Source organism: Streptomyces sp. JNUCC 64, from assembly GCF_054484115.1.
Genome location: NZ_CM137015.1, coordinates 1350670 through 1374528 on the forward strand (window position 1 = coordinate 1350670; position 23859 = coordinate 1374528).

Here is a 23859-nt window from a genome sequence, read left to right on the forward strand (position 1 = left end):
GTCAGCCGTTTTGGATGGCCCGTGGCCCCAGGATATGCCGGGTGGCGCGCCCTCAGCCGACGGGTCGCAGCAGCTCCAGGACCCGGGCGACGGTGGCGGCGTCCCGGGCCGCCGTGAACGGCAGGGTGTTGCCCCCGGCCAGCCGGAAGGGCTCTCCGGCGAGGGTGGTGTGGGTGCCGCCCGCCTCGGCCACCAGCAGCAGGCCCGCCGCGTGGTCCCAGGCGTTCTCCCAGGAGAAGGCGACGGCGTCCAGCGCGCCCCGGGCGATGGCCAGGTACTCCAGCCCGGCGGAGCCGCACCGGCGGGCGTTGACCCCGGGGACGTCCAGACCGCGCAGGGCGCGTTCCTCGGCCGGGGTGGTGTAGTCGGGGTGGGACCTGGCCACTCTGAGGTCCGCCCCGGGCTCGGGCGAGCCGGTCGTCAGCCGGGCGCCGTCGAGGTGGGCGCCGCCGCCGAGCACCGCGACGGCCAGTTCCCCGGTGACCGGCGCGTAGGTCCACGAGGCGAGCAGTTCCCCGTGGTGGGCGAGGGCGACCAGGGTGCAGAAGGCGGGGCTGCCCTGGACGAACTGCTGGGTGCCGTCGACCGGGTCCACGATCCACACGGGCGCGTCGCCGCCGAGCGCGGCGTAGATCGAGGGGTCCTCGGACACGGCCTCCTCCCCCACCACCACGGAGCCCGGGAGGAGGGCGGTGAGCGCGGCCGTCAGATGCTTCTCGGCCAGCCGGTCGGCGACCGTGACCAGGTCGTGGGGGCCGCTCTTCTGGCTGATCTCGTCGACGGCGAGCTGGCGGAACCGGGGCAGGATCTCGGCGGCGGCGGCCTCGCGGACCGCGTCGTCCACCCGGGTCAGGTCATGGGCGAGGAATTCGTTGATCATGTCCCCATCGAAACACGTGCCGCCGACATCCCGTGCGGAGTGGTGGGACGACGGCGGAATCACACCGGGTCCGGGGCCCGGCGCGGCCGGTGACCGCGCCGGGTCCACGGCTCAGCGGGGGCGCCAGGCGGAGACGCCGACCACGTTGCGGGGACCGGCGTCCAGGGGCTCGGCGGGGGTCACCAGCACCCGGGGCGCGCCGGGCCGGGCCCGGACGCCCAGCGACGGCACCGCCCCGGTGTTCGCCCGCCACATGACGTCGGCCTCCGCGCTCTCGCCCCGTTCCAGCGCGAACGCGGTGGCGGGCGGCGCCGAGGGGGCCATGGGGACGGCGGACAGGTCGTCGACGGTCCGGACGCCCGGGAGCCGGATCCCGTGCGCGTCGGCGAGGTCGACCCGGGGGTGGCCGTTCAGGGCGTACGGCTCCGTCCCGCAGTTGGTGAGGACGACCACCAGGGCGCGCAGTCCCATCGCGGCGCCCGTGTGCTCGGCGCGCAGCCGGACGCCGGGCTCCTCGCAGGGGTCGGGCGCCGTCCGTCCGGCGGGGCTGCGCGCGGGGTCCGGGCCGGGACGGACCCCGGGCGCGGACGGGACGGCCGCCGACGGGACGGCCGCCGACGGAGCGGTCGCTGACGGCCCGGGCCGGGCGGTCGGGCTCTCCGCGGTGTACGGGGGCGGGGTGGGGCGTCCGGTCGGGTGGCGCTCCCGTTCCAGCTCCGCCGACAGTCCGCAGCCGGAGACCGCCGCCAGCAGGGGCAGCGCGACGGCCAGCGCCGTACGGCCCCGGCGGACCGGGACCGTACGGCGGTCCCGGAGCCTGGGGCCGGGGAGCGGGGTACGGAGGAGCGGGGTGCCGGGGAGCGGGAGTCCGCGTTTCGCGCTCATCCGGCCGATCCTGGCACGGGCCGTGTCCCGGACGTGTCACGGTTTCCCGCCGGACGGTCCCCTCGGACGGACTCCCGGGGCAGGCGTCCAGGACCGGCGTCCGAGAGACGGACGCGGCGGGTGAGCGGGCGGGCGCGGCGGGCGGGGGACGACGGACGGTTGGGCGGGGGAAGCGATCCGGTCAGACGAAGCGGGGATGACGTACTCCCCGTAGGCGTCGATGACGGCCTCCCGGACGTCGTGCGTCGCGTACGGCGCAGACCGGTCGACGCCCAGCGGCCAGCAGGCCGACGTCGGCGCTCGGCCTGATCGCCGGGAACGGCGCGTTGCCCGAACGGGCCCGCTCGAGGAAGGCCGCCTACGGCGTACGGGTGCGCGATGTGCGGGTCGGTGAGCCACTGCGGCCTGGTGAAGAAGGCCGAGCCGGTCATGCCGCAACGCTCGAAGATGTTCTCCTGGACGTAGTCCCAGTACGTCGTGCCGGCCACGGCCTCCACGATCAGCGCGGACATGGTGACCTCCGCCTCCGAGTGGCCGGTGCGGGGAGTGCCCGGGACGCCCACGAGTCTCGCCTGCCGGGCCCGCCGCGCGTAGTGCTCGTGCACCTCGTCCCGGCTCTGGAAGACGCGTCGCACGTCCTCGTCCGGGGAGCCCAGTCTGGAGGTGCCGGACAGCAGGTGGTGGATGGTCACCTGCTCGGCGACGTCCTTGGCGAAGCCGGTCAGGTGGGCGCCCACCGGGTCCGACAGCCGCAGCCTGCCCTGCTGCGCCAGTTGCGAGACGGCCACGGCGTGGAACGGCTTGCCCGCCGAACTGAGGCTGAACGCGGTGCCCTCGCGGTTGGGGATCCCCTTCTCCTCGTCGGCCATGCCGTAGCCGCGGGACAGGACCGTGCGGCCCCGGTGCGACAGCAGCACCACGCCGGAGAACCTGCCCTGGGCGGCCAGCCGCGCCACGTACTGGTCGAAAGCCCCGCCGGGCAGGGTGTCCCCCGGGATCCGGTCGTCCCCGGACGAGCCGGTCGGGGCCGCGTGGGCGTGGCCGGTCCCGGCACCCACCAACGGCACGCCCGCCGCCACACCGGCGGCGGCCCGCCCGCCCCATCCGAACAGCCGCCGCCGGTCGATGCCCCGTACCGATTTCGAATCCGAATCCATGATCACGGGCCTTTCCCGGTCGAACGGGTCTGGCGTTGGCAGTGATGCGCTGTGGTTCATGCCTTCACTGAAGACGCAAGGCTGTTGCGTCGGCGTATGCGGTTTTCGATACGCCCGCGATACGAGGACGGTCAGCGGCGTGAGCCCCGCTCAGCACTCCGAGAGGGCCAGCCGGGCGGCACTCCGACGGATGAACGCGCCGGACGGCCGGGCCGCGTACGCCGTCCCGTGCTCGACGCGTGGGCATGGTGGTCGGCGACCGTGTCGCCCCACCCGCCGGAGGACCCCCCATGCTCGGCACCGACTTCCGCACCGGTTCCCCCAACTGGCTCGATCTCGGCAGCCCCGACACCGCCGCGGCCGCCGCCTTCTACGGATCTGTCCTCGGATGGGAGTTCGTCTCCGCGGGGCCCGAGGCGGGCGGGTACGGCTTCTTCCGGTCCGGCGGACGGACCGTGGCCGCGCTCGGCCCGCTCACCGAGGAAGGGGCGCGCTCCGCGTGGATGGTGCACTTCCAGAGCCCCGACACGGAAGCCACCGTCCAAGCCGTGCGGGCCGGGGGCGGAACCGTGCGGGCGGAGCCCATGGACGTCATGGGAGAGGGGTGGCTCGCCCAGTTCACCGACCCGCAGGGAGCGGAGTTCGCCTCCTGGCAGCCCGCGCGGACCGCCGGACTGGAAGCCGCCTCGGAGGAGAACTCCCTGGTGTGGGTGGAACTCCACGTACCGGACCCGGTCGCGGCGATCGGCTTCTACGCCGGGGTGTTCGGCTGGCGGAGCGCCGAGATGCCGGCCCCCGGGATGACCTACCGGGTGCTGAGCATCGGTGAGGGAGACCAGGAGGACGGGTCCTTCGGCGGGGTCGCGCCCCAGGGCGACGGCGCGGGCGACGGGTCTGAGGTGCCCCGCTGGGTTCCGTACTTCCATGTGGCCGACGTCGACGCCACCGTCGGACGGGCCGAGGGCGGCGGCGGCACCGTGGTGATGCCTGCGGCGAACGTGCCGGACGTCGGCCGGATCGCCTGGGCCGCCGACCCGGCCGGGGCGGTGTTCGCACTGCTGAAGCCGGACCCGAGGCCGTAGACCCGCCCGGGAGGCCGCGACCCGTCGCGGTGGGTCCCCACGCCCCGGGGTGGCACGCGCCGTGGTCGGCGTCCGGTTCGCGCTCCGGACCACCCCGCCGTCTTCGGTGTCGCCGGTCCCGGTCGGCGTGCCGGACGCGGGCCCGGGCGGTGGAGGGGACCACTCTCGGCACGCTCCACGTGACGCGTCATCGGGAAGAGGAAGAGGTCGAGCAGCCGTGGCCGTCGAGGGGTGCCCGTGCCCTTCGGTCGTCGGTCACCGGTTGAGCGCGGGGATGACGTACTGCCCGTAGGCGTCGATCGTGGCCTCCCTCGCGTCGTGCATGTCGTAGACCGCGAACTGGTCCACGCCGAGATCGCGCAGGGCCCCCAGCTTCTCGATGTGCGCCTCCACCGGGCCCAGCAGACAGAACCGGTCGACGATCTCGTCCGGGACGAAGTCCGTCGAGGGGTTCCCGACGCGGCCGTGGTGGCTGTAGTCGTAGCCTTGGCGGGCCTTGACGTACCCGGTGAGCTCGTCCGGGACCATCGAGGAGTGCTCGCCGTAGCGGCCGACCAGGTCCGCGACGTGGTTGCCGACCATGCCGCCGAACCAGCGGCACTGGTCGCGGGCGTGCGCGAGGTCCTCGCTCACGTACGCGGGGGCCGCCACGCAGATCGTGATCGCGGCCGGATCCCGGCCGGCCTCCACCGCCGCCTCGCGGACCGCCTTGATCATCCACTCGGTGAGGTAGGGGTCGGCGAGCTGGAGGATGAAGCCGTCCGCCTTCCGGCCGGCGAGCGCGAGGGCCTTCGGCCCGTACGCCGCCATCCAGACGGGGAGCTTCCCGTCGCGGATCCACGGGATGCGGATCGGGTTGCCGTCCACGAGGGCCTCGCGCCCCTCGGCCAGGTCCCGGATGACGTCGATGGCCTCGCCGAGCCGGGCGAGGGTGTTGGGCCGGCGCCCGGCGAGCCGCATCGCCGAGTCGCCGCGCCCGATCCCGCAGACGGTGCGGTTGCCGAACATGTCGTTGAGGGTGGCGAAGGTGGAGGCGGTCACCTCCCAGGTGCGGGTGCCCGGGTTGGTGACCATGGGGCCGACGCGCAGCTCGCGGGTGTGTTCGAGGATCTGGCTGTAGATGACGAAGGGCTCCTGCCAGAGCACGGCGGAGTCGAAGGTCCAGCCGTAGCGGAAGCCGTTGCGCTCGGCTCGCTTCATGAGGCTGACGACTTGGGCGGCGGGTGGGTCGGTCTGCAGGACGAGGCCGAAGTCCATGGTCGGGCTGCTCCTTGCTGGGGTGCGGACGCCGGAGAGTGCGGACGCCGGGGAGTGCGGGCCCGCCGTCCGCTAGAGGTAGTGGCAGGTGGAGCGGGGGACGAAGGCTCCGTGGTCGGCCCGGCCGGTGAACTCGCGGCGGTCGATGACGAGTTCACCGCGCGAGAGCACGGTGTCCACGCGGCCGGTGATCCGTTTGCCCTCGTACGCCGAGTAGTCCACGTTCATGTGGTGCGTCTGGGCGGAGATCACCTGCTCGGCGTGCGGATCGTAGAGGACGATGTCGGCGTCGGAACCGGGCGAGATGGTGCCCTTCTGCGGATACATGCCGAACATCCGGGCGGGGTTCGCGCAGGCGATCTCGATCCAGCGGCGGCGGCTGATGCGCCTCTCCACGACGGCCTGGTGGAGAAGGTCCATGCGGTTCTCCACACCCGGCAGGCCGTTGGGGATCTTCGAGAAGTCCCCGCGACCCAGCTCCTTCTGCCCGCAGAAGCAGAACGGGCAGTGGTCGGTGGACACCACCTGGAGGTCGTTCGTCCGCAGCCCCCGCCACAGGGCCGTCTGGTGCTCGCGCGGCCGCAGGGGCGTCGAGCAGACGTACTTGGCGCCCTCGAAGTCCGGCTCCGCCAGGTTGTCGGTGGACAGGAACAGGTACTGCGGACACGTCTCCCCGAAGACCGGCAGCCCCAGGTCCCGGGCCGCCGCCAGCTCCGCCAACGCCTCCTCCGCGGACACGTGGACCACGTACAGCGGGCAGCCGGCCACCCGGGCCAGCTGGATCGCCCGGTGCGTGGCCTCCGCCTCCAGCAGCGCCTTGCGCACCTCGCCGTGATACCGGGGGTCGGTCTCGCCACGGGCCAGGGCCTGCTCGATCAGCACGTCGATCGCGATGCCGTTCTCCGCGTGCATCATGATCAGCCCGCCGTTGGAGGACGCCCGCTGCATCGCGCGCAGGATCTGACCGTCATCCGAGTAGAACACTCCCGGATACGCCATAAAGAACTTGAACGAACTCACGCCTTCTTCGACGAGTCCGTCCATTTCCTTGAGAGTGTGCTCGTTCACATCCGACACGATCATGTGGAACGCGTAGTCGATCGCGCAGTTGCCGTCAGCCTTGCCGTACCAGGAGTCCAGGCCGGCCCGCAGGGACTGCCCCCGCGACTGGACCGCGAAATCGACGATCGTCGTCGTGCCGCCCCACGCCGCGGCTCGCGTCCCCGTCTCGAACGTGTCCGACGCGAAAGTGCCGCCGAACGGCATCTCCATGTGCGTGTGCGCGTCGACCCCGCCCGGGATCACGTATTTATGGGAGGCATCGATCACCCGGTCGGCCGTCCAGCCCTGGCTGCCCGTGGTCGCCATGGCCACGACGCGGCCGCCCTCGATCAGAACGTCCGCGTGCAGCTCTTCGGCGGCGGTGATCACGAGGCCGCCGGTGATGAGAGTTCTGGTCATATCCGAAGAATCCCTTCCCGTCAGAATTCCGGAGGCGGAGGGCCATCGACGGGGATACCGCACGGAATGCGGTATCCCCGTCGGTCACAGGGGCCAGCATCGCGCCGGTCTACCGCGAGTGCCGCCGATGGGCCCGATGGGCCGGTCAGAGGGTGTGGAGCGCGGCCTCCAGGATTCCGGCGCCCGTCTCCGCCTCGGTGACCGTCAGGGAGAGCGGCGGGGCGATCCGCAGCGCGCTGGTGTCGTGGCCGCCTCCCCTGCCGATCAGCAGTCCGCCCTCGCGGGCCGCCTCCAGGACGGTGGAGGCCGCGTCGGGGTCGGCCTCGTCGGTGCCCGGCCGGGTGAGTTCGACGCCGATCATCAGGCCCCGGCCCCGGACCTCCCGGACGGCGGGGACCCGGGCGGCGGCGGCCCGCACCCGTTCGATGAGCAGTCCGCCGACCCGGCGGGCGTTGCCCTGGAGGTCGTGGTCGAGGAGGTAGCCCAGATTGGCGAGGCCCGCCGCCATGGTGACGGGCGAGCCGCCGAAGGTGGAGATGGAGTGGGCGTCCAGGCAGTTCATGACCTCGGCGCGGGCGACGACCCCGCCGACCGACATGCCGTTGCCGATGCCCTTGGCGAAGGTGAGCAGGTCCGGGGGGCCCGCCGCGCCGTGCGCCTGCCAGCCCCAGAAGTGGTCGCCGGTGCGGCCCCAGCCGGTCTGCACCTCGTCGCTGATCCACAGCACCCCGTGCCGGGCCAGCACCTCGCGGAAGGCCGCGTAGAGCCCGTCGGGGGGCGAGGTGAACCCGCCGACGCCCTGGACGGGTTCGGCGATCAGCGCGGCCACCCGGCCGTGGACCTGGCCGAGCAGGTCCTCCAGGTCGGCTACGCACGCGGCGGTGAACTCCGCGTCGGACAGCCGGGCGTAGGGGCCCCGGGTGCGGACCGCGCCGTGGACGTACAGGGTCTGGAGGGGGGAGAGGTCGGTCGGGGACCAGGCGCGGTTGCCGGTGGCGCCGACGGTGGCGAAGGAACGGCCGTGGTAGCCGTTGCGCATCGCGAGGACCTGGCGGGAGCCCCGGTACGCGGTGGCCAGCAGCAGGGCCGTGTCGTTGGCCTCGGTGCCGGAGGTGGTGAAGAAGACCCGCGCGTCGGGGATGCCGGACAGGACGGCCACCCGTTCCGCGAGTTCGACCATCGAACGGTCGAGGTACAGCGTCGAGGAGTGCAGCAGCCGTCCGGCCTGTCCGGCGACGGCCCGGGTGACCTCGGGCAGGGCGTGGGCGGTCATCGTGGTGAGGATGCCGCCGAAGAAGTCGAGGTAGCGGGTGCCGTCGGCGTCCCAGACGTGACGGCCCTCGCCCCGGACCAGTTCCAGGGGCTCGCGGTAGTACAGGGTCAGCCACTCAGGCAGGACGGCCCGGTGCCGGGCGTGCAGTCCGTTCACGGGGCCACCAGCCCGCCGTAGGCGTCGGGCCTGCGGTCGCGGTAGAACGCCCACTGGGCGCGGACCTCGTCGATCAGCCCGAAGTCGAGGTCGCGGACGAGGAGTTCGTCCTCCCGGTCCCCGGCGGGCTCGCCGACGAGCCGGCCGCGCGGGTCCACGAAGTAGCTGGTCCCGTAGAAGTCGTCGTCCCCGTACTCCTCCCGGCCGACCCGGTTGATCGCGGCCACGAAGTACTCGTTGGCGACGGCCGCGGCGGGCTGTTCCAGCCGCCAGAGGTGGGCGGAGAGCCCGCGCGAGGTGGCGGACGGGTTGTAGACGAGCTGGGCGCCGTTGAGGCCGAGTTGCCGCCAGCCCTCGGGGAAGTGCCGGTCGTAGCAGATGTACACGCCGATCCGTCCGGCGGCGGTGTCGAAGACCGGCCAGCCGAGGTTGCCGGGGCGGAAGTAGTACTTCTCCCAGAAGCCCTTCAGCTGGGGGATGTGGTGCTTGCGGTACTTGCCGAGGTAGCGGCCGTCGGCGTCGACGACCGCCGCGGTGTTGTAGTGGAACCCGGGCCCCTCGGTCTCGAAGACCGGGACGACCATCACCAAGCCCAGTTCGGCGGCGAGCCGTCGCATCCGGGTGACGGTGGGGCCGTCCGGGACGGGTTCCGCCCACCGGTGGTGTTCGGGCTCCTGCACCTGGCAGAAGTACGGGGCGTTGAAGACCTCCTGGAAGCCGATGACCCGCGCGCCCCGGCGGGCGGCCTCACGGGCGTGCTCCTCGTGCTTGGCGATCATGGATTCGGTGTCGCCGGTCCAGGCGGCCTGGACGAGTGCGGCGCGGACGACGTCGGCCATGGGCTGCTCCTTCGACCCCTGCGACGCCCTTCGACGGGCGTCGGAGACCACCACCCGGACATAAAGGGGCGTAGAAGGACGAACCTAGGGCCGTCGACGGGACGGGGCAAGGCCATCGCCGGGGACCGGCCGGGCCGGTCGGCGTTTGGCACCCGGGCGGACCAGGAGACGCCCCGGCGGCCCGCCCCGGGGAGGGGGCGGGCACGCCGGACGGCACGCCGCCGCGCGGCACCCGGCGCCCGATCCGGCGATCGGCGCCCGCCCGCTCGGCTCGGCGTCTCAGCAGCTCGGCGGCTCGATGGCTCAGCGGCTCGGCGGCTCGGCGACCGGTGGGTTCGACCGCCTGACGGCTCAGCCGCTCGGTGGCTCAGCCGTGGAGTCCGGCCACCCGTAGCGCGTGGACCAGGTCGCGCCGCCGCGACTCGGAGACCCGTCCGGCCGCCTCCAGGAGCAGCGGCACCAGCCGGGTCGGATCGGTCCCGGCGCACCGGGCGATCTCCTCCGGCGTGCGGACCCGCGCGTACACCTCGACCAGGGTCTTCACCTCCCGCCGCCGCCCTTCGGCCACCAGGTCGCTGATCACCTCTCCGATCTCGGCCGGGGGGCGTCCCACGCCCTGGCGCAGCAGCAGCGCGCCGTCGTCGGCGCGCCCCGCGAGGGCGAGGACGTCCGCGATGGAGACCAGCCGCTCCACCGGCAGGGAGGCCGCCTCCCACAGCAGGGTGGCCCAGTCGGCGGCGAGCCCGGCCCGGTGGAGTTCCACGGCGAGCAGCGGGAAGTGCTCGGCGGGGCCGTAGGCGGCCTCCACCAGGACCCCGTGCGCCTCGCCGCCGCGTCCCTCGGCGCGCAGCCGCACCAGTGACTCCACGGCCGCCGCCGTGATCCCGGCGGCCCCGCCCCCGCCCCCGTCGCCGCCTTCCGGTCCGGCCGGACCGGCCGGGGCCTCGGGGCGCCGGAGGGCCCCGGCGAACCGGGCTCCCTTGGGGGGCTTGCCGCCCGTGGGCGGGATGACGGTCCCTCCGGTGGACTCGGTGTCCTCCACCCCGGCGCCCCGGGCACCCCGTGGTCTGCGTCCGGAGCGGAGCAGACCGCGACGGCCGGTGGGCGGCTCCGGCGCGGGGCCGCCGGGGGCGGCGGGCTCGGGCGCGGAGGGGCGGGGGACGGGTGCCTCGGGGGGCGGCCAGGAGGCCGTGAGGTCCGGGGGAACGGGGGTGCCGCCCGTGTCGTCCGGGGAGGTCCACCGGTCGTCGAAGGCGCCGGGCCCCGGGCGGGGCCCGGCGGCGGCCGGGACGGAGCGGGGGCCGCCGGCGCGGCCCGGGCCGGGCCGTCCGCCCTCGGGGGCCTCGGTTTCCGGCCAGGGGCCATCGGAGCCCGGGCCACCCGGTCCGGCCGGTCCACCCGGTCCGGCGGACGGGCCGCCGGGGGTGCCGGGGCCGCCGGGGGTGCCGTACGGGCCGCCCGGGGCGGGCGCGGCGTGACCGCGCGGGTCGTACAGCGGGGTGCCCCCGGCGGGGGTGCCGGGCCCGTACGGGTTGGGCGCGGGGCGCTCCCGGGTACGGAACTGGCGGCCGGAGTCCGGGTCGGTGGTGCGCTCGCCGTCCGGGCCGGAGCGGTAGGAACGGGCGGGACGGGACCGCTGGGGGTGCTCGGGGGCGTTCGGCCCGGATGCCCCGCCGACCGGGCCGCCCGGTCCGTCACCGGGGGCCGGGCGGACGGCCGGGGCCGCGCGGTGGGCGAACCCCGGGTCCGGGACGCGGGGTACGGCCCCGGTGTCCCGGTCCGCCGCGCCCGCCGTTCCCGAGGGCCCCGCGGGGCCGGTGGGACCCGTCGGATCCGGCCAGGTCCGCTGGACCGCCCGGACCGGACGCGGCGTCACGTCCGTCTCCCAGGGGACGGCGGGGGCGACCGTCCGCCCGCCCGGTCCCGCCAGGCGGTCGTACGCCGCCAGCCGGGCCCGCAGTTCCGCGCAACGGGCGGTGGCGCGCTCGTGGTCGTCCTGGGCCCAGGCCAGGTCACGACGGTGCGCCTCGGCCTCCTCGGGGTGCTCGGCGGCGTCCAGCAGCCGGCTCAGTTCCTGCCGTCGGCCGGCCGCGTAGCGCTGTTCCCTGAGCATGGCGTCGAGCCGGTCGCCGAGGATGTCGCGCCCGCCCGGCCGGGCGTCGAAGGCGGCCAGCGCGGCAGCGTGCAGCGCGCGGGCGCGGGCGGTCTCCAGCCGCGCGACGCGCGCTCCCTGATTCGCCCCGAGGTCCTGGAGCAGCGCCTCCACCACGTCCCAGGGCGGTACCTCCCGTCCGTCGAGGCAGGCCCGCATCCCGTCGGGATCGCGCTGCCAGAACACCCCGCACCATCCGGCGCCCTGGTCGACGCGCGCCAGAAGGCCCTTGAGGTATGCGGCGAACTCCCTCACCTGTTCGGGGAGTTGATGCAAGTTCATCGATGCCACCCCCGTGCCGAACTGGAGTCCCCGCCAGTCCGCTAGCAGTCCGGTTTCCATCCGGTGCCGCCCCCGCGGCCGGCACCCACGGTGTTACAGCATGACTACGCGCGGTTCTCCCGCCGGACACGGAACTCCCGGCGAAGCGCCACAGAGCGGACAGAGAACCGGGTGTCGTCCGGGTACGGGAGCGCTCCCGCACCACGGGGCGCGCACACAAAACACGACGCCACCAGATCCGGAAACACCTCGTTCTGCGCAGTCGGCCTACGCCACTCTGCGGACAACTTCCTACGGGGTGCACATGAGACACCGGGAAAGGTGTCTAAACCAACGATCCGCCACCCCCGCCCCACCGCCTCCGGAGCCGGGCGCGGGAGGCGGGGAGGATACGCCACCGAGCCCACCCAGAGCACCCACCGCCCCCCAGGCCGGATGTACGCCACCAAACCGGACGACCCCACGCCAGGACCCCGCGAACCGGGACGTTCAACGGGGAGAGCCGGACAGGGGCACCCCCGGGACGGAAGCCGGAACGGGAACCGGGGCGGGAACCGGGACGGAAGCCGGAACGGGAACCCGGGGCGGGAGTCGGGGCGGGAGTCGGGGCAGGGACCTCAGACGGGGACCAGGGCGCAGCGCACCACCAGTTCGTCGAGGGAGAGACCGAGCACCCGCGCCAGCGCGGCGACGGTGAAGAGGGCCGGGGTGGGGGCGCGCCCCGTCTCGATCTTGCGCAGGGTCTCGGCGGAGATGCCCGCCTCGGCGGCCACCTCCGCCATGCTGCGCGCGCCGCGCGCCTCGCGCAGCAGCAGCCCGAGCCGCTCGCCGCGCTCGCGCTCTTCCGGGGTCAGGGGTGTCCGCACCATGAGCCCATTCTAATACCGGTATAGTAATTGGCATGATCGAACTCAAGACGGACGCGGACATGGATGCCATGCGCGCGCCGGGACGTGTGGTGGCCCAGGCCCTGGCCGCCGTGAAGGAAGCGGCGGAACCGGGGGTCACGCCCCGCCGGCTCGACGAGGTGGCCCGGGCGGTGCTCGACGGGGCGGGGGCCGGGTCCCCGTTCCTGAACTACCACCCCTCGTTCGCCCCGGTGCCGTTCCCGGCGGTGCTCTGCGTCTCGGTGAACCACGCGATCGTGCACGGCATCCCGACCGACGTGCCGCTGCGGGACGGCGACCTGGTCTCCGCCGACTTCGGCGCCCTGCTCGACGGCTGGGCGGGCGACTCGGCCGTCAGCTTCACCGTGGGCCGGGCCCGTCCGGCGGACCTCGACCTCATCGCCACCGCCGACCGGGCGCTCGCGGCGGGGATCGAGGCGGCCGTCGTCGGCAACCGGATCGGGGACATCGCCCACGCGATCGGCACGGTCTGCCGGGCCGCCGGATACGGCATCCCGCACGGCTTCGGCGGTCACGGCATCGGCCGCCGGATGCACGAGGACCCGTCGGTGCCGAACGAGGGCCGTCCCCGGCGGGGGGTGCCGCTGCGGCACGGCATGGTCCTCGCCATCGAGCCGATGGTGATCGGGGGCGGCGGGAACGACTACGTCACCGGCGCCGACGGCTGGACCCTGTTCACCACCGACGGCAGCCGGGCCGCCCACGCGGAGCACACGGTGGCGATCACCGACGACGGCCCCCGGATCCTCACGGCGCTCTGAGCGCCGGTGGCACTGGCGCCGGGGGCCCCGCCACCGGTGCGACCGACGTGACGGCAGCCGTCGGCACCGCCGCGACCCGGTCGGGACTTCCCCGTCCGGCCGGGTCCGGAACACGACCCGGACCGTTGCCCGGACCACGACCCGGACCCGGCCCGCCGCTCAGCGCGGAGGGCGCGGGAGCCGGGACGCCGACGGGTAGCGGACCGCCGTCGTCCACCCGGTCCGGAAGCTCCGTCCCCCGGCCCTCAGAGCGGTCCCGGGCCGTCCCTCAGCCCCCGGTCGGGCGGACCACCATCGCCGAACCGCCGCCCCGGCGTTCGCGTTCGGCCGCCGCCAGCCAGCGGCCGTCGGGCAGCCGCTGCACCCCGGTCGCCGCGCCGATCTCCGGATTGCGCCGGAAACCGTGCCCGATGGCCTCCAGTTCGCCCCGCACCGCGCTGTCCCACAGCCCCGGCTCCAGTTCGGTGGTGGTCTGGTTGCGCTGGCTGGCGCGGGGCGCGGCGATCGCGTCGACCAGCGGCAGGTCCCGGTCCACCACCCCGGTCAGGGTCTGGAGCACGGTGGTGATGATCGTCGCCCCGCCCGGCGAGCCCAGCGCCAGCACCGGCCGGGAGGCCCGGTCCAGGACGATCGTCGGGGCCATCGAGGAGCGCGGGCGCTTCCCCGGCCCCGGCAGGTTCGGGTCGTGGACGGCCGGGTTGGCGGGGGTGAAGGAGAAGTCGGTCAGCTCGTTGTTGAGCAGGAAACCCCGGTCCGGGACGGTGATCGCGCTGCCGCCGGTCTGCTCGATGGTGAGGGTGTAGGAGACGACGTTGCCCCAGCGGTCGGCGGTCGTCAGATGGGTGGTGCTCTCCCCCTCGTACGTCGTCGGCGCGGGCTCGCCGCCCGTCGCGCAGGGCACCGGCCGCCGGGGGTCGCCGGGAGCCAGCGGGCTGGTCAGCACCGCGTCGTCCTTGATCAGGCAGGCCCGGGAGTCGGCGTACCGCTGGGAGAGGAGTTCGCGGGCCGGGACGTCCTCGAAGGCGGGGTCGCCGACCCAGCGGCCCCGGTCCGCGAACGCGATCCGGCTCGCCTCGACGAACCGGTGCAGATACCCGGTCCGGTCGGCCTCCGACAGATCGGTGCCCTCCAGGATGTTGAGGGCCTCCCCCACCGTCGTCCCGCCGGAGGACGAGGGCGCCATCGAGTACACCCCGAGGCCCCGGTAGGAGGTCCGGGTCGGCTCCTGGAACTTCGCCCGGTACGCGCGCAGGTCCCGCTCGGTGAGGTCACCGGGCCGGGCCACCCGGCCGGAGGCGGGGTCGACGGGCGGCGCGTTCACCGTCCGGACGATGTCCTCGGCGAGGTCGCCCCGGTACAGCTCGCCGACGCCCTCGCGGGCCAGCTCGGCGTAGGTGCGGGCGAGGTCGGGGTTGGTGAAGGTGGAGCCCACGACGGGCAGTTCCCCGCCCGGCAGGAAGAGTTCCGCGCTGTCCGGGAAGTCCCGGAACCGGGACTCGTTGGACGCGGTCTGCGCCCGGAAGGTCTCGTCCACCGTGAAGCCGTCCCGGGCCAGCCGCTCGGCGGGCCGCAGCAGCCGGGCCAGGCTCCGGGTGCCCCAGGCGTCGAGGGCGGCGCGCCAGGTCGCCGGAGTGCCGGGGACTCCGACGGCGAGCCCGCTGGTGACCGCCTCCGCGAACGGGACGGGACGTCCGTCCTCCAGGAAGAGCCCGGAGTCCGCCGAACGGGGCGCGGTCTCCCGGCCGTCGACGGTGCGCACGGTACGGGTGGCGGCGTCGTAGTAGACGAAGTAGCCGCCCCCGCCGATGCCCGCCGAGTACGGCTCGGTCACCCCGAGGGCGGCGGCGGTGGCGATCGCCGCGTCCACCGCGTTGCCCCCCGCGCGCAGCACCTCGATGCCCGCGGCGGTGGCGTCCGCGTCCACGCTGGCGACCGCTCCCCCGTGGCCGACCGCCACCGGCGTCTTCACCGGGGCGGGGCTCCCGGCGGCGGGCGGGGCCGCGGCACCGAGACAGACCACGCTGGTGACGGCGACGGTCAGCGAGAACAGGTTCCGGGTGGCGGAACGGCGCATGCGTACCTCCGGTCAGCGGACGTCCGCGCAGCGTAGCTTCACCACCCATCCACTCACAGCACGGCTTCGCGCCACTGCCCCCTCGATTCCAGCCGTACGGTCCCGACTCGAACTTCCGTACGGGTGGGCGCTAGCATGCCCGGCCATGAACGACGTCGCCCCCCTCCTCGTCCTCGGGACCGCCGCCGCCCTCGGCGGAATCCTGATCGGATGGACCGTCCGCACCCAGGCGTGGCGGCGCAGACTCCGCCGCAAGCAGGCGTTCTTCGGGCTGCCCGAGCACGCCGAGTCGCTGCTCGTCGTCAGCCGCGACCCGGGCGGTCAGGAACTCTCCGTCAACCGGTACGACATGTCCGCGCTGCTCGAACTCGCCGCGCTGGTGCAGGACTGCGGGGCGCACGCCGAGGTCGTCGCCCACGACGGGGCCCGGCAGGGCTTCGGCGAACGCACCGAGTTCTGCGTGGGAAATCCGACCGTGCACCGTCGGATGGCCGCCCACATGGCGAGCCTGCTGCCCGGGGTGCGGGTCAACGCCGACCCGGAGGCGGGCCCGGACCGGGGCGCCTTCCAGGTCGGCGCGGAACGGTACCGGCTGGAGACCGGCCGCACCGAGTACGTGCTGCTGGCGCGGCTGACGGCGGGGCAGGGGGAGCGGGCCCGGCCGGTGTTCCTCTTCTGCGGACAGCGCGCCATCACCAACCAGGCGGCGACCCGCTATCTGGCCCGCCACCACGAGCGGCTGGCCCGCAAGCACGGGGGCGCTTCGCTGGTGCTGCTGTTGAAGGTGGTGAACTCCCAGGCGTACGGGCCCGATGTCGTGGAGCTGGTCGCGGACGTCACCCGCGAGGCCCAGGAACCCGTCCCGTCCCCGACCCCCCGGACCTCCCACCGCGCCTCCTGAGGCCCCGGGGCGCGGGCGCGGCTCCGCCCGTGGCTGGTCGCCCTGCCGGGCGGGATGCGGGCTCGGGGGCGTTGTCCCCGGGCGGGCGCCCGGGTGGGCACCTCCCGGGGGCCGGTCGTCGACTCCCCGCCGGGGACGGCCGCTCGCGCAGTTCCCCGCGCCCCTGTTGGGCGCCCGACCGGCCCAGGGGTGTCGGGCCCCGCCAGGGGCGCGGGGAACTGCGCGACCAGCCCCAACGGACCCGCACCAGACCACGCGGACCAGGCGGCACGCACCCGAAGGGGCGCGAGGAACCGCGCGAACAGCCCCGACGCACCCGCACCGGACCAAGTGACGCGCACCCGAAGGGGGGCGCGGGGAACGGCGCGAGCAACCCACCCGAAGCCGCGGGCGGAAACGGAGCGGCGGGAGCGGACCCCCGTGTCCCGTACCGGACCGCGCACACCGACCGGGGCGCCCGAAGGGGCGCGGGGAACGGCGCGAACGGCCACGGCGCACCCGCACCGGACGACAGAGGTCAGGCGCGACGGGCCCGAAGGGGCGCGGGGAACCGCGCGAGCGGCCCAAGCGCGCCTGCCGACAGGGCCGGACGGCGACAGCCCCAGGCCCCGTACGGGTCGGACGGACCGTCCGGCCGCGGGGCGTTCCGCCACCCGTATGTCCCGGTTCTGTGACAACGGCGGTCACGGGCGGACGAACGGGAACCCTCCGCCCGCGCACGGACTCTCTTCGGTCGATCCCCAATCGCACGGAGGTACGACCATGTCCCGCTCCCCGCTCCCCTCCGCACCACCCCGCACCACCCGGACGCCCACGGCCGCCGCGACCCGCCGCCGTGGACGACTGCTGAGCGTCACCGCGGCGACCGGTCTCGCCGTCCTGGTCAGCGCCTGTTCCTCGTCCTCCGGCGGGACCGGCGACGACGGCAAGGGCGGCGGGAGCACGGCCGCCGCCCCGGCGAAGGCCGAGATATCGGTGAACCTGAAGGGACGGAAGGCCGCCGCGGGCAAGCCCGTGACGGTCCGGCTGGCCGAGGGCGAGCTGAGCGGGGTGACGGTCAAGGGGACCGAGGGCGCCGCACTGCGCGGGAAGGTCGCCGAGGACGGCCGCAGCTGGACCTCCGAGCGGCCCGCCGCCCCCGGCACCTCGTACCGGGTGCGGGCGACCACCGAGGACGGGGGCTCCGCGACGGCGTCGTTCGCCACCGCCGCCGCGACGAAGGTCAACAAGCTCGTCCTCGCCCCCGGCCGGGGGAAGACCGTGGGCATCGCCCAGCCGGTCTCCGTCGTCTTCGACCACCCGGTGAAGGACAAGGCGGCCGTGGAGCGGGCGCTGAAGGTGACCACCTCCAACAACACCACCGGTTCCTGGGGCTGGATCGAGCACTACGACGGCAAGGACCGCATCGACTGGCGGCCCGAGGAGTACTGGAAGCCGGGCACCACCGTGCGGCTCCAGGCGGACCTCAACGGCGTCGACTCGGGCCCCGAGGGCGGCTTCTTCGTCCGCGACTACGACACCTCGTTCACCATCGGCGCGGCGCAGGTCGTCAAGGCGGACCTGGACGCCAAGCAGCTGCGGCTGGTGCGGAACGGCAAGGTGGTGCGCTCCCTGCCGATGTCGGCGGGGACGCCCGGCGGCGTCAAGCGGTCCTGGGGCGGCACCACCGTGCTGATCGCCAAGGAGGGCACCATCCGGATGAACTCGGAGACGGTGGGCCTCGGCGACGCGTACGACAAGATGGTCGACTACTCGATGCGGCTGACCTGGTCCGGGATGTACGCGCACGCGGCCCCGTGGAACGCGGCGTACTTCGGCAACGCCAACCGCAGCTCCGGCTGCCTCGGGATGAGCACCGAGAACGCCGCCTGGCTGTACGGGCAGGTCCGCCCCGGTGACCCCTTCGAGGTGTCCGGCGACGGCCACAAGGGCGAGCCCGCCGCGGGCAACGGCTACGGCGAGTGGAACCTGTCGTGGGCCGAGTGGAAGCAGCGGAGCGCGCTGGGCTGAGGCCCGGGGGATCACGGCGCCCCCGTCCGACCCGCTCCCCCGTGGAACCGGGCCCGGACGGGGGCGCCGCCCGTTGGCCCACCCGTTCGCCCGTTCGCCCCGTCCGCTCGTACCGTCCACTCGCCCTGCCCGCTCGCCCTGTCCGCTCGTACCGTCCGTACGCGCCGTCCTCATGAGAAGCCGTTCGCGGAGCCCGATTGCGAGGCGTGTCACGCGGTGTTTGTGTGGGTGTGTTCCCGTACGAACGTCTCCGGAGCGTGCCATGTCGCTGTCCTCCTTCGGGTCTCTCGGCGGCCCGGACCCCTTCTCCGACCTGCTGAACCGCTTCTTCGGCATGGACCCGGGAACCGCTCCCCCGGCCGTCCAGCGGGTCCCGATCGGACGGCTGCTCAGCGACTCGGCGCGGGAACTGCTGGCCACCGCCTCGGCCCGGGCCGAACAGGACGGCAGCCCCGACCTGGACACCGAGCACCTGCTGTGGGCCGCCACCCGCACCGAACCCACCCGTTCGCTGATCGAGTCCGCCGGGGCCGACCCCGACGCGCTGGGCGAGCGGCTGGCCGCGGCCCTGCCCGGCGAGTCGGCCGCGGCCTCCTCCGAACCGGGGCTCACCCCCGCCGCCAAACGGGTCCTCATCGGCGCGCACGCCCGGTCACGGGCCGCCGGGTCCTCGTACATCGGCCCCGAGCACATCCTGAGCGCCCTGCTGGAGGACCGGGACTCCGGCGCCGCCCGGACCCTGGCCCGCCACGTGCCGGACTCCGCGGGGCTGCGCCGGGCCGCCGACGCCCCGGCCAGGGGCGGCGCGGAACCGGCCCGGGAGAGCGCCACGCCCACCCTGGACCAGTACGGCCGCGATCTGACGGAGGAGGCGCGGGCGGGACGGCTGGACCCGGTGGTCGGCCGCGCCGAGGAGATCGAGCAGACCGTCGAGGTGCTCTCCCGGCGCACCAAGAACAACCCCGTGCTGATCGGCGAGCCCGGCGTCGGCAAGACCGCGATCGTGGAGGGCCTCGCCCAGCGGGTGGTCGCCGGGGAGGTCCCCGACACCCTCAAGGACCGCCGGGTGGTGACCCTGGACCTGTCGGGGCTGGTGGCGGGGTCCAAGTACCGGGGGGAGTTCGAGGAGCGGCTCAAGAACGTCATCGACGAGGTGAAGGCGGCCTCGGAGTCGACCGTCCTGTTCATCGACGAACTGCACACCGTGGTCGGCGCGGGCTCGGGCGGTGAGGGCGCCATGGACGCGGGCAACATCCTCAAACCGGCGCTGGCCCGGGGCGAGCTGCACGTGGTGGGCGCGACCACCATCGACGAGTACCGCAAGCACGTCGAGAAGGACGCCGCGCTGGAGCGCCGTTTCCAGCCGGTCACCGTGCCCGAGCCGACGGTGGCGGAGACCGTCGAGATCCTGGAGGGCCTGCGGGACACCTACGAGGCCCACCATCAGGTCCGGTTCACCGACGAGGCGCTGGTGGCCGCCGCCGAGCTGTCCGACCGCTACCTCACCGACCGGTTCCTGCCGGACAAGGCGATCGACCTGATGGACACCGCCGGGGCCCGGGTCCGGCTGCGGTCGCTGGGCCGTTCCACCGAGGTGGTGGAGCGGGAGGACCGGATCGCGAGGCTCCAGCGGGAGAAGGACCAGGCGGTCGCGGCGGAGGACTTCGAGCGCGCCTCGGAGCTGAAGCGGGAGATCGCCACCGCCGAGGACGAGATCGCGGGCGTGGCGGAGCGGCGCGAGGGGGTGCTGAAGGTCACCACCGACGACATCGCGGACGTGCTGTCCCGGCGGACCGGCATCCCCGTCTCCCAGCTGACGAGCAGCGAGAAGGAGAAGCTGCTCAAGCTGGAGGACGCCCTGCACTCCCGGGTGGTCGGCCAGGACGAGGCGGTGGTGGCCGTCTCGGAGGCGGTGCGCCGCAGCCGCGCCGGGATGGGCGACCCGGACCGGCCGGTGGGCTCGTTCCTCTTCCTGGGCCCCACCGGGGTCGGCAAGACGGAACTGGCGAAGGCCCTGGCGGAGCTGCTGTTCGGGGACGAGAACCGGATGGTGCGGTTCGACATGAGCGAGTTCCAGGAGCGGCACACGGTCTCCCGGCTGGTGGGCGCGCCGCCCGGGTACGTGGGCCACGAGGAGGCCGGTCAGCTCACCGAGAAGGTGCGGCGGCAGCCGTACAGCGTGCTGCTGTTCGACGAGATCGAGAAGGCGCACCGGGACGTGTTCAACGCCCTGCTCCAGGTGCTGGACGACGGGCGGCTGACGGACGCGCGGGGCCGGACGGTCGACTTCCGGCACACGGTGGTCATCATGACCAGCAACATCGGCGCGCAGCGCATCCTCGCCCGGCACGGGGAGGTGGACGACGCCAGCGGGGTGCTGAGCGGCGACCTCAAGGACGGGCTGATGGAGGATCTGCGGGAGCGGTTCCTGCCGGAGTTCCTGAACCGGATCGACGAGATCATCGTGTTCCACGGTCTCGGCCCGGACGATCTGAGCCGGATCCTGGACCTGCTGCTGGACCGCAGCGAGCGCCGGGTGCGGGCGCAGGGGCTGCGGCTGGAGGTGACGGACGCGGCGAAGCGGCTGCTGGTGGCGCACGGGACGAAGCCGGAGTTCGGGGCGCGTCCGCTGCGCCGGACGATCCAGTCGGAGCTGGACAACCGGCTGGCGGCGCTGCTGCTCGGCGGGGAGGCGGACCCGGGCGACACGGTCGTCGCCGACGTCCGGGACGACGCGCTGGTCTGTCTGGTGCGCAAGCCGGAGGACGCCACCGGAGCCCCGGAGAAGGCCGGGGAGGCCCCACGGGCGGCCCCGGAGCCCACGGAGGCCCCTGAGCCGTCCGTGCCGCCCGGAGCGCCCGAGACGGCCGCTGAAGGCCCTGAGGGGCCCGGCACGGCGTGACGCCCCGGTCCGGTCCGCGAACATGGGCCGGGAACCCGAACGGCCCCCCGGCGCGGGGTTTCCGCGCCGGGGGGCCGTTCGGCCTCGGCAGCCGGTCGGCGCGCCGTGGTGACCGGACGTCGGTGACGTCCCGGCCCTGGCGCGGCCGACCCGCTCGGAGCGGCCCGTCCGGCGCGCGGCTGACCTTCCCCCCGCAGGGGGGTGATCTCCGGCCGCCACCGGTCCGGGCATGGCCCGGTGAACCGCTGCCCCCCTTACAGCCTCGGGGCCGCGGGGGGACCCCCGCCCGGCAGCAGCGTCCCTGGTTCGGCCGGTGCGATCTCGACGGCCTCCGTCCGGGGATTGCGGCGCTGACGGCGGGCCACCCAGTGGGCGAACCACGAAAGCAGCATGCACATCCCGATGTAGATCGGTGAGATCACCATCACGACGGGGATGAAAGGCAGATCGTAGTCGAGGTTCGACGCGATCAGTTTCCCGGCGTGCAGGAACTCCTCATAGGTGATCAGGTAGCCGAGCGAGGTGTCCTTGAGCGCCACCACCAGTTGGCTGATGATCGCGGGCAGCATCGCCCGCGCCGCCTGCGGCACCAGGACGTACGTCATCACCTGGGTCTTGCGCATGCCGAGCGCGAAGGCGGCCTCGCGCTGGCCGCGTTCCACGGCGTTGACACCGGAGCGGAAGACCTCGGCGAGGACGCTCCCGTTGTAGAGGGTGAGCCCGGCGACCAGGGCGGGCAGCGGCTGGACCTTCAGCGCCACGAAGATGAAGAAGATCATCACCAGCACCGGCATCGCGCGGAAGAACTCCACGACGAGGGTGGCCGCCCAGCGCACCGGGGCGTGGTCGGAGAGCCGCCCGGTGGCCAGCAGCGCGCCGAGCGCCAGGGAGAGCACGGCGGCGATCGCGAACGCCTTGAGGGTGTTGCCGAGCCCGTGCAGCAGCAGTTCCTGGATGCCCTTGTACTCGAAGGGCGTCCACTTGGTCGCGGTGAACTGTCCGGTGTCGAACAGCAGGTAGAGGAGCCAGCCGAACAGGGCGACGAGGACGGCGGTGGCGATCAGCCCGTAGAGGCGGTGCCTGCGGCGGGCCCGGGGGCCGGGGACGTCGTAGAGGGCGGTGGCCTCCTCGGCGGGGCCGCTCTCCACGGCCGGGGAGGTGGGCGTGGTGGTGGTCATCGGGCGACCCCCCAGTGGCGTTCCATCAGATGGAACAGGGCGCTGATGGTGAGCGTGATGATCAGGTAGCCGACGGCGATCCAGACGAAGGTCCAGATGATGTTGTAGCCGAGTTCGCTGAGCGTCTTGTAGGTGCCGAGCAGTTCGGTGACGCTGAACGCCCCGGCGATGGCGGAGTTCTTGGCGAGGGCGATGAGGGTGGAGCCGACGGGCGGGATGACGGAGCGGAACGCCTGCGGCAGCACCACCAGGGTCAGGGTCTGGCCGAAGGTCATGCCGAGGCTGCGGGCGGCCTCGCCCTGGCCCCGGGGCACGGTGTTGATCCCGGAGCGCAGCGCCTCGCAGATGAACGCGGAGGTGTAGCAGCCGAGCGCGAGCACGGCGAACACCTCGAAGGGCAGCACCAGCCCGAAGCGCGGCAGTCCGAGGAGCACCGCGAAGAACAGCAGGGTCAGCGGGGTGTTGCGGAGCACCGCGACCCAGGCGGTGCCGAAGGCCCGCAGCGAGCCGACGGGGGCGACCCGGAAGGACGCCATCAGGAAGCCGAGCAGCAGGGCGAGCACGGAGGAGTACACGGTGAGTTCGACGGTGCCGAGGAATCCCTCGGCGTAGGTGTCGAAGTTGTCGATCAGTACGTTCACGGGGGCCTCGTTCAGCTCGCCGGGTAGCGGTCGATGGCGGGCGGTTTCGGCGCGGGGACGCCGGACAGGCCGAGGGTGGCGTCGTACGCCTTCTTCCAGTCGCCGTCCTTCTCGCGGGCCGCGAGCGCGTCGTCGAGGGCGAAGCGCAGGGCGTTGTCGCCCCGGGGGACCCCGATGCCGTACGGCTCCTCGGAGAAGGGCTTGCCGACGACCTTCAGCTCCTCGGGGACCTTCGCCGCGTAACCGATGAGGATCGCGTCGTCGGTGGTGACGGCGTCGACCTGGTAGGTCAGCAGGTTGTCCACGCACACCGAGTAGGTGTCGTAGGCGACGAGCGTGGCCTTCGGGTAGTCCTGCTGGATGCGCTGGTACGGGGTGGATCCGGCGGCCGAGCAGACGCGTTTGCCGGCGAGGTCCTGGGGGCCGTGGATGTCGTCCTCGTCGGTGCGGACCAGCAGGCCCTGTCCGGCGAGGTAGTAGGGCCCCGCGAAGCCGACGAGCTTCTTGCGGTTGTCGTTGATGGTGTAGGTGCCGACGTAGTAGTCGATCTGGCCGTTCTGGAGGGCGGTCTCGCGGTTGGCGGAGGCGATGGTGCGGAAGCGGATGGTGTCCGGGGCGAGCCCGAGGGACGCGGACATCATCCGGGCGATCTCGATGTCGAACCCCGAGTAGACGCCGGTCGCCGGGTCCTTCTCGCCGAGGTAGGGCTGGTCCTCCTTGGCGCCGACGGTGAAGTGGCCGCGCCGCTGGGCGCGTTCCCAGGTGGGCGAGTCGGGCAGCTGGAAGCCCCGGTCCACCGTGTACTGGGGCAGGGTGCCGGGGGACGGGCCCTTGACCGGCGGGCTGCCCTCCTTGCCGCAGGCCGCGCCGAGCAGGGCGAGGGCGGCGAACAGCAGGGCGGCCAGCCCCCGGGTCAGCGGGCCCCGGGCTACCGGTTCCCCGGCGGCGGACCCCCGGGCGGGGAGGGGCCGGTGGGCGCGGGGCGGGTGGACGGCGGGGTGCGGCGGGGTGCGGCGAAGCCGGGAGAAGCGGGGCGGCCGGGGAAGGGTGCGGCTCATGC

18 protein-coding genes are annotated in these 23859 nt (G+C 74.0%); 5 read left to right on the plus strand and 13 right to left on the minus strand.

Going from position 1 to position 23859, the window contains the following annotated elements:
• Nucleotides 1-52: 52 nt before the first annotated feature.
• From ACVWNX_RS05355 to ACVWNX_RS05365, 3 genes are all read right to left on the minus strand, one after another.
• The gene (locus tag ACVWNX_RS05355; protein WP_454412706.1) at nucleotides 53-880 is read right to left on the minus strand and encodes an inositol monophosphatase family protein; all 828 of its coding nucleotides are present in this window, start codon (nucleotides 878-880) and stop codon (nucleotides 53-55) included.
• Nucleotides 881-991: 111 nt separating this feature from the next.
• Nucleotides 992-1765, minus strand: a complete 774-nt coding sequence (locus ACVWNX_RS05360; protein ID WP_454412707.1) for a DUF4232 domain-containing protein — start codon at nucleotides 1763-1765, stop codon at nucleotides 992-994.
• Complete coding sequence (locus ACVWNX_RS05365) at nucleotides 1762-2922, minus strand: serine hydrolase domain-containing protein (RefSeq protein WP_454414644.1); 1161 nt, start codon at nucleotides 2920-2922, stop codon at nucleotides 1762-1764. The genes ACVWNX_RS05360 and ACVWNX_RS05365 overlap by 4 nt, the downstream gene beginning before the upstream one ends.
• Before the next feature lie 290 nt (nucleotides 2923-3212).
• Here ACVWNX_RS05365 and ACVWNX_RS05370 point away from each other — a divergent pair, with 290 nt between their 5' ends.
• Complete coding sequence (locus ACVWNX_RS05370) at nucleotides 3213-4004, plus strand: VOC family protein (RefSeq protein WP_454412708.1); 792 nt, start codon at nucleotides 3213-3215, stop codon at nucleotides 4002-4004.
• 255 nt (nucleotides 4005-4259) lie between these two features.
• On the opposite strand, the gene ACVWNX_RS05375 is transcribed toward ACVWNX_RS05370, so the two are convergent.
• The 6 genes from ACVWNX_RS05375 to ACVWNX_RS05400 all read right to left on the minus strand — a co-directional run bounded on the left by ACVWNX_RS05375 (nucleotide 4260) and on the right by ACVWNX_RS05400 (nucleotide 12293).
• Nucleotides 4260-5261 (minus strand): TIGR03842 family LLM class F420-dependent oxidoreductase, encoded by a 1002-nt coding sequence (locus ACVWNX_RS05375; protein ID WP_454412709.1) that lies wholly within the window; start codon nucleotides 5259-5261, stop codon nucleotides 4260-4262.
• A gap of 72 nt (nucleotides 5262-5333) precedes the next feature.
• The gene (gene hydA / locus ACVWNX_RS05380; protein ID WP_454412710.1) at nucleotides 5334-6722 is read right to left on the minus strand and encodes a dihydropyrimidinase; all 1389 of its coding nucleotides are present in this window, start codon (nucleotides 6720-6722) and stop codon (nucleotides 5334-5336) included.
• A gap of 145 nt (nucleotides 6723-6867) precedes the next feature.
• Nucleotides 6868-8151: an aspartate aminotransferase family protein gene (locus ACVWNX_RS05385; protein WP_454412711.1), complete on the minus strand. Its 1284-nt coding sequence runs from the start codon at nucleotides 8149-8151 to the stop codon at nucleotides 6868-6870.
• Nucleotides 8148-8990, minus strand: a complete 843-nt coding sequence (locus ACVWNX_RS05390; RefSeq protein WP_454412712.1) for a nitrilase-related carbon-nitrogen hydrolase — start codon at nucleotides 8988-8990, stop codon at nucleotides 8148-8150. The genes ACVWNX_RS05385 and ACVWNX_RS05390 overlap by 4 nt, the downstream gene beginning before the upstream one ends.
• A gap of 367 nt (nucleotides 8991-9357) precedes the next feature.
• Nucleotides 9358-11424, minus strand: a complete 2067-nt coding sequence (locus tag ACVWNX_RS05395; RefSeq protein WP_454412713.1) for a hypothetical protein — start codon at nucleotides 11422-11424, stop codon at nucleotides 9358-9360.
• Nucleotides 11425-12041: 617 nt separating this feature from the next.
• Nucleotides 12042-12293, minus strand: coding sequence for a helix-turn-helix domain-containing protein (locus ACVWNX_RS05400; RefSeq protein ID WP_454412714.1), 252 nt, complete (start codon nucleotides 12291-12293; stop codon nucleotides 12042-12044).
• A 32-nt stretch (nucleotides 12294-12325) separates the two neighbouring features.
• On the opposite strand from ACVWNX_RS05400, the gene map reads away from it, so the two are divergent.
• Nucleotides 12326-13093, plus strand: coding sequence for a type I methionyl aminopeptidase (map, locus tag ACVWNX_RS05405; protein ID WP_454412715.1), 768 nt, complete (start codon nucleotides 12326-12328; stop codon nucleotides 13091-13093).
• Nucleotides 13094-13361: 268 nt separating this feature from the next.
• On the opposite strand, the gene ggt is transcribed toward map, so the two are convergent.
• Nucleotides 13362-15167, minus strand: coding sequence for a gamma-glutamyltransferase (gene ggt, locus ACVWNX_RS05410; RefSeq protein WP_454412716.1), 1806 nt, complete (start codon nucleotides 15165-15167; stop codon nucleotides 13362-13364).
• Nucleotides 15168-15312: 145 nt separating this feature from the next.
• Between ggt and ACVWNX_RS05415 the strand changes: the two genes are divergently transcribed.
• The 3 genes from ACVWNX_RS05415 to ACVWNX_RS05425 all read left to right on the plus strand — a co-directional run bounded on the left by ACVWNX_RS05415 (nucleotide 15313) and on the right by ACVWNX_RS05425 (nucleotide 20980).
• Nucleotides 15313-16068, plus strand: coding sequence for a hypothetical protein (locus tag ACVWNX_RS05415; RefSeq protein ID WP_454412717.1), 756 nt, complete (start codon nucleotides 15313-15315; stop codon nucleotides 16066-16068).
• A gap of 762 nt (nucleotides 16069-16830) precedes the next feature.
• On the plus strand, nucleotides 16831-18078 hold the full coding sequence (locus tag ACVWNX_RS05420) for a L,D-transpeptidase (protein WP_454412718.1): 1248 nt from the start codon (nucleotides 16831-16833) through the stop codon (nucleotides 18076-18078).
• Nucleotides 18079-18340: 262 nt separating this feature from the next.
• Entirely contained in the window at nucleotides 18341-20980 is a 2640-nt protein-coding gene (locus tag ACVWNX_RS05425; RefSeq protein ID WP_454412719.1) for an ATP-dependent Clp protease ATP-binding subunit, read from the plus strand.
• A 254-nt stretch (nucleotides 20981-21234) separates the two neighbouring features.
• Here the strand turns inward: ACVWNX_RS05425 and ACVWNX_RS05430 are convergent, their stop codons facing one another.
• The 3 genes from ACVWNX_RS05430 to ACVWNX_RS05440 are packed head-to-tail and all read right to left on the minus strand — an operon-like array spanning nucleotide 21235 to nucleotide 23857.
• Nucleotides 21235-22158: an amino acid ABC transporter permease gene (locus ACVWNX_RS05430; protein WP_454412720.1), complete on the minus strand. Its 924-nt coding sequence runs from the start codon at nucleotides 22156-22158 to the stop codon at nucleotides 21235-21237.
• Entirely contained in the window at nucleotides 22155-22799 is a 645-nt protein-coding gene (locus ACVWNX_RS05435; RefSeq protein ID WP_454412721.1) for an amino acid ABC transporter permease, read from the minus strand. Before ACVWNX_RS05435 ends, ACVWNX_RS05430 begins: the two co-directional genes overlap by 4 nt.
• 11 nt (nucleotides 22800-22810) lie before the next feature.
• Entirely contained in the window at nucleotides 22811-23857 is a 1047-nt protein-coding gene (locus ACVWNX_RS05440) for a glutamate ABC transporter substrate-binding protein (protein WP_454412722.1), read from the minus strand.
• Between the last annotated feature and the right edge of the window lie 2 nt (nucleotides 23858-23859).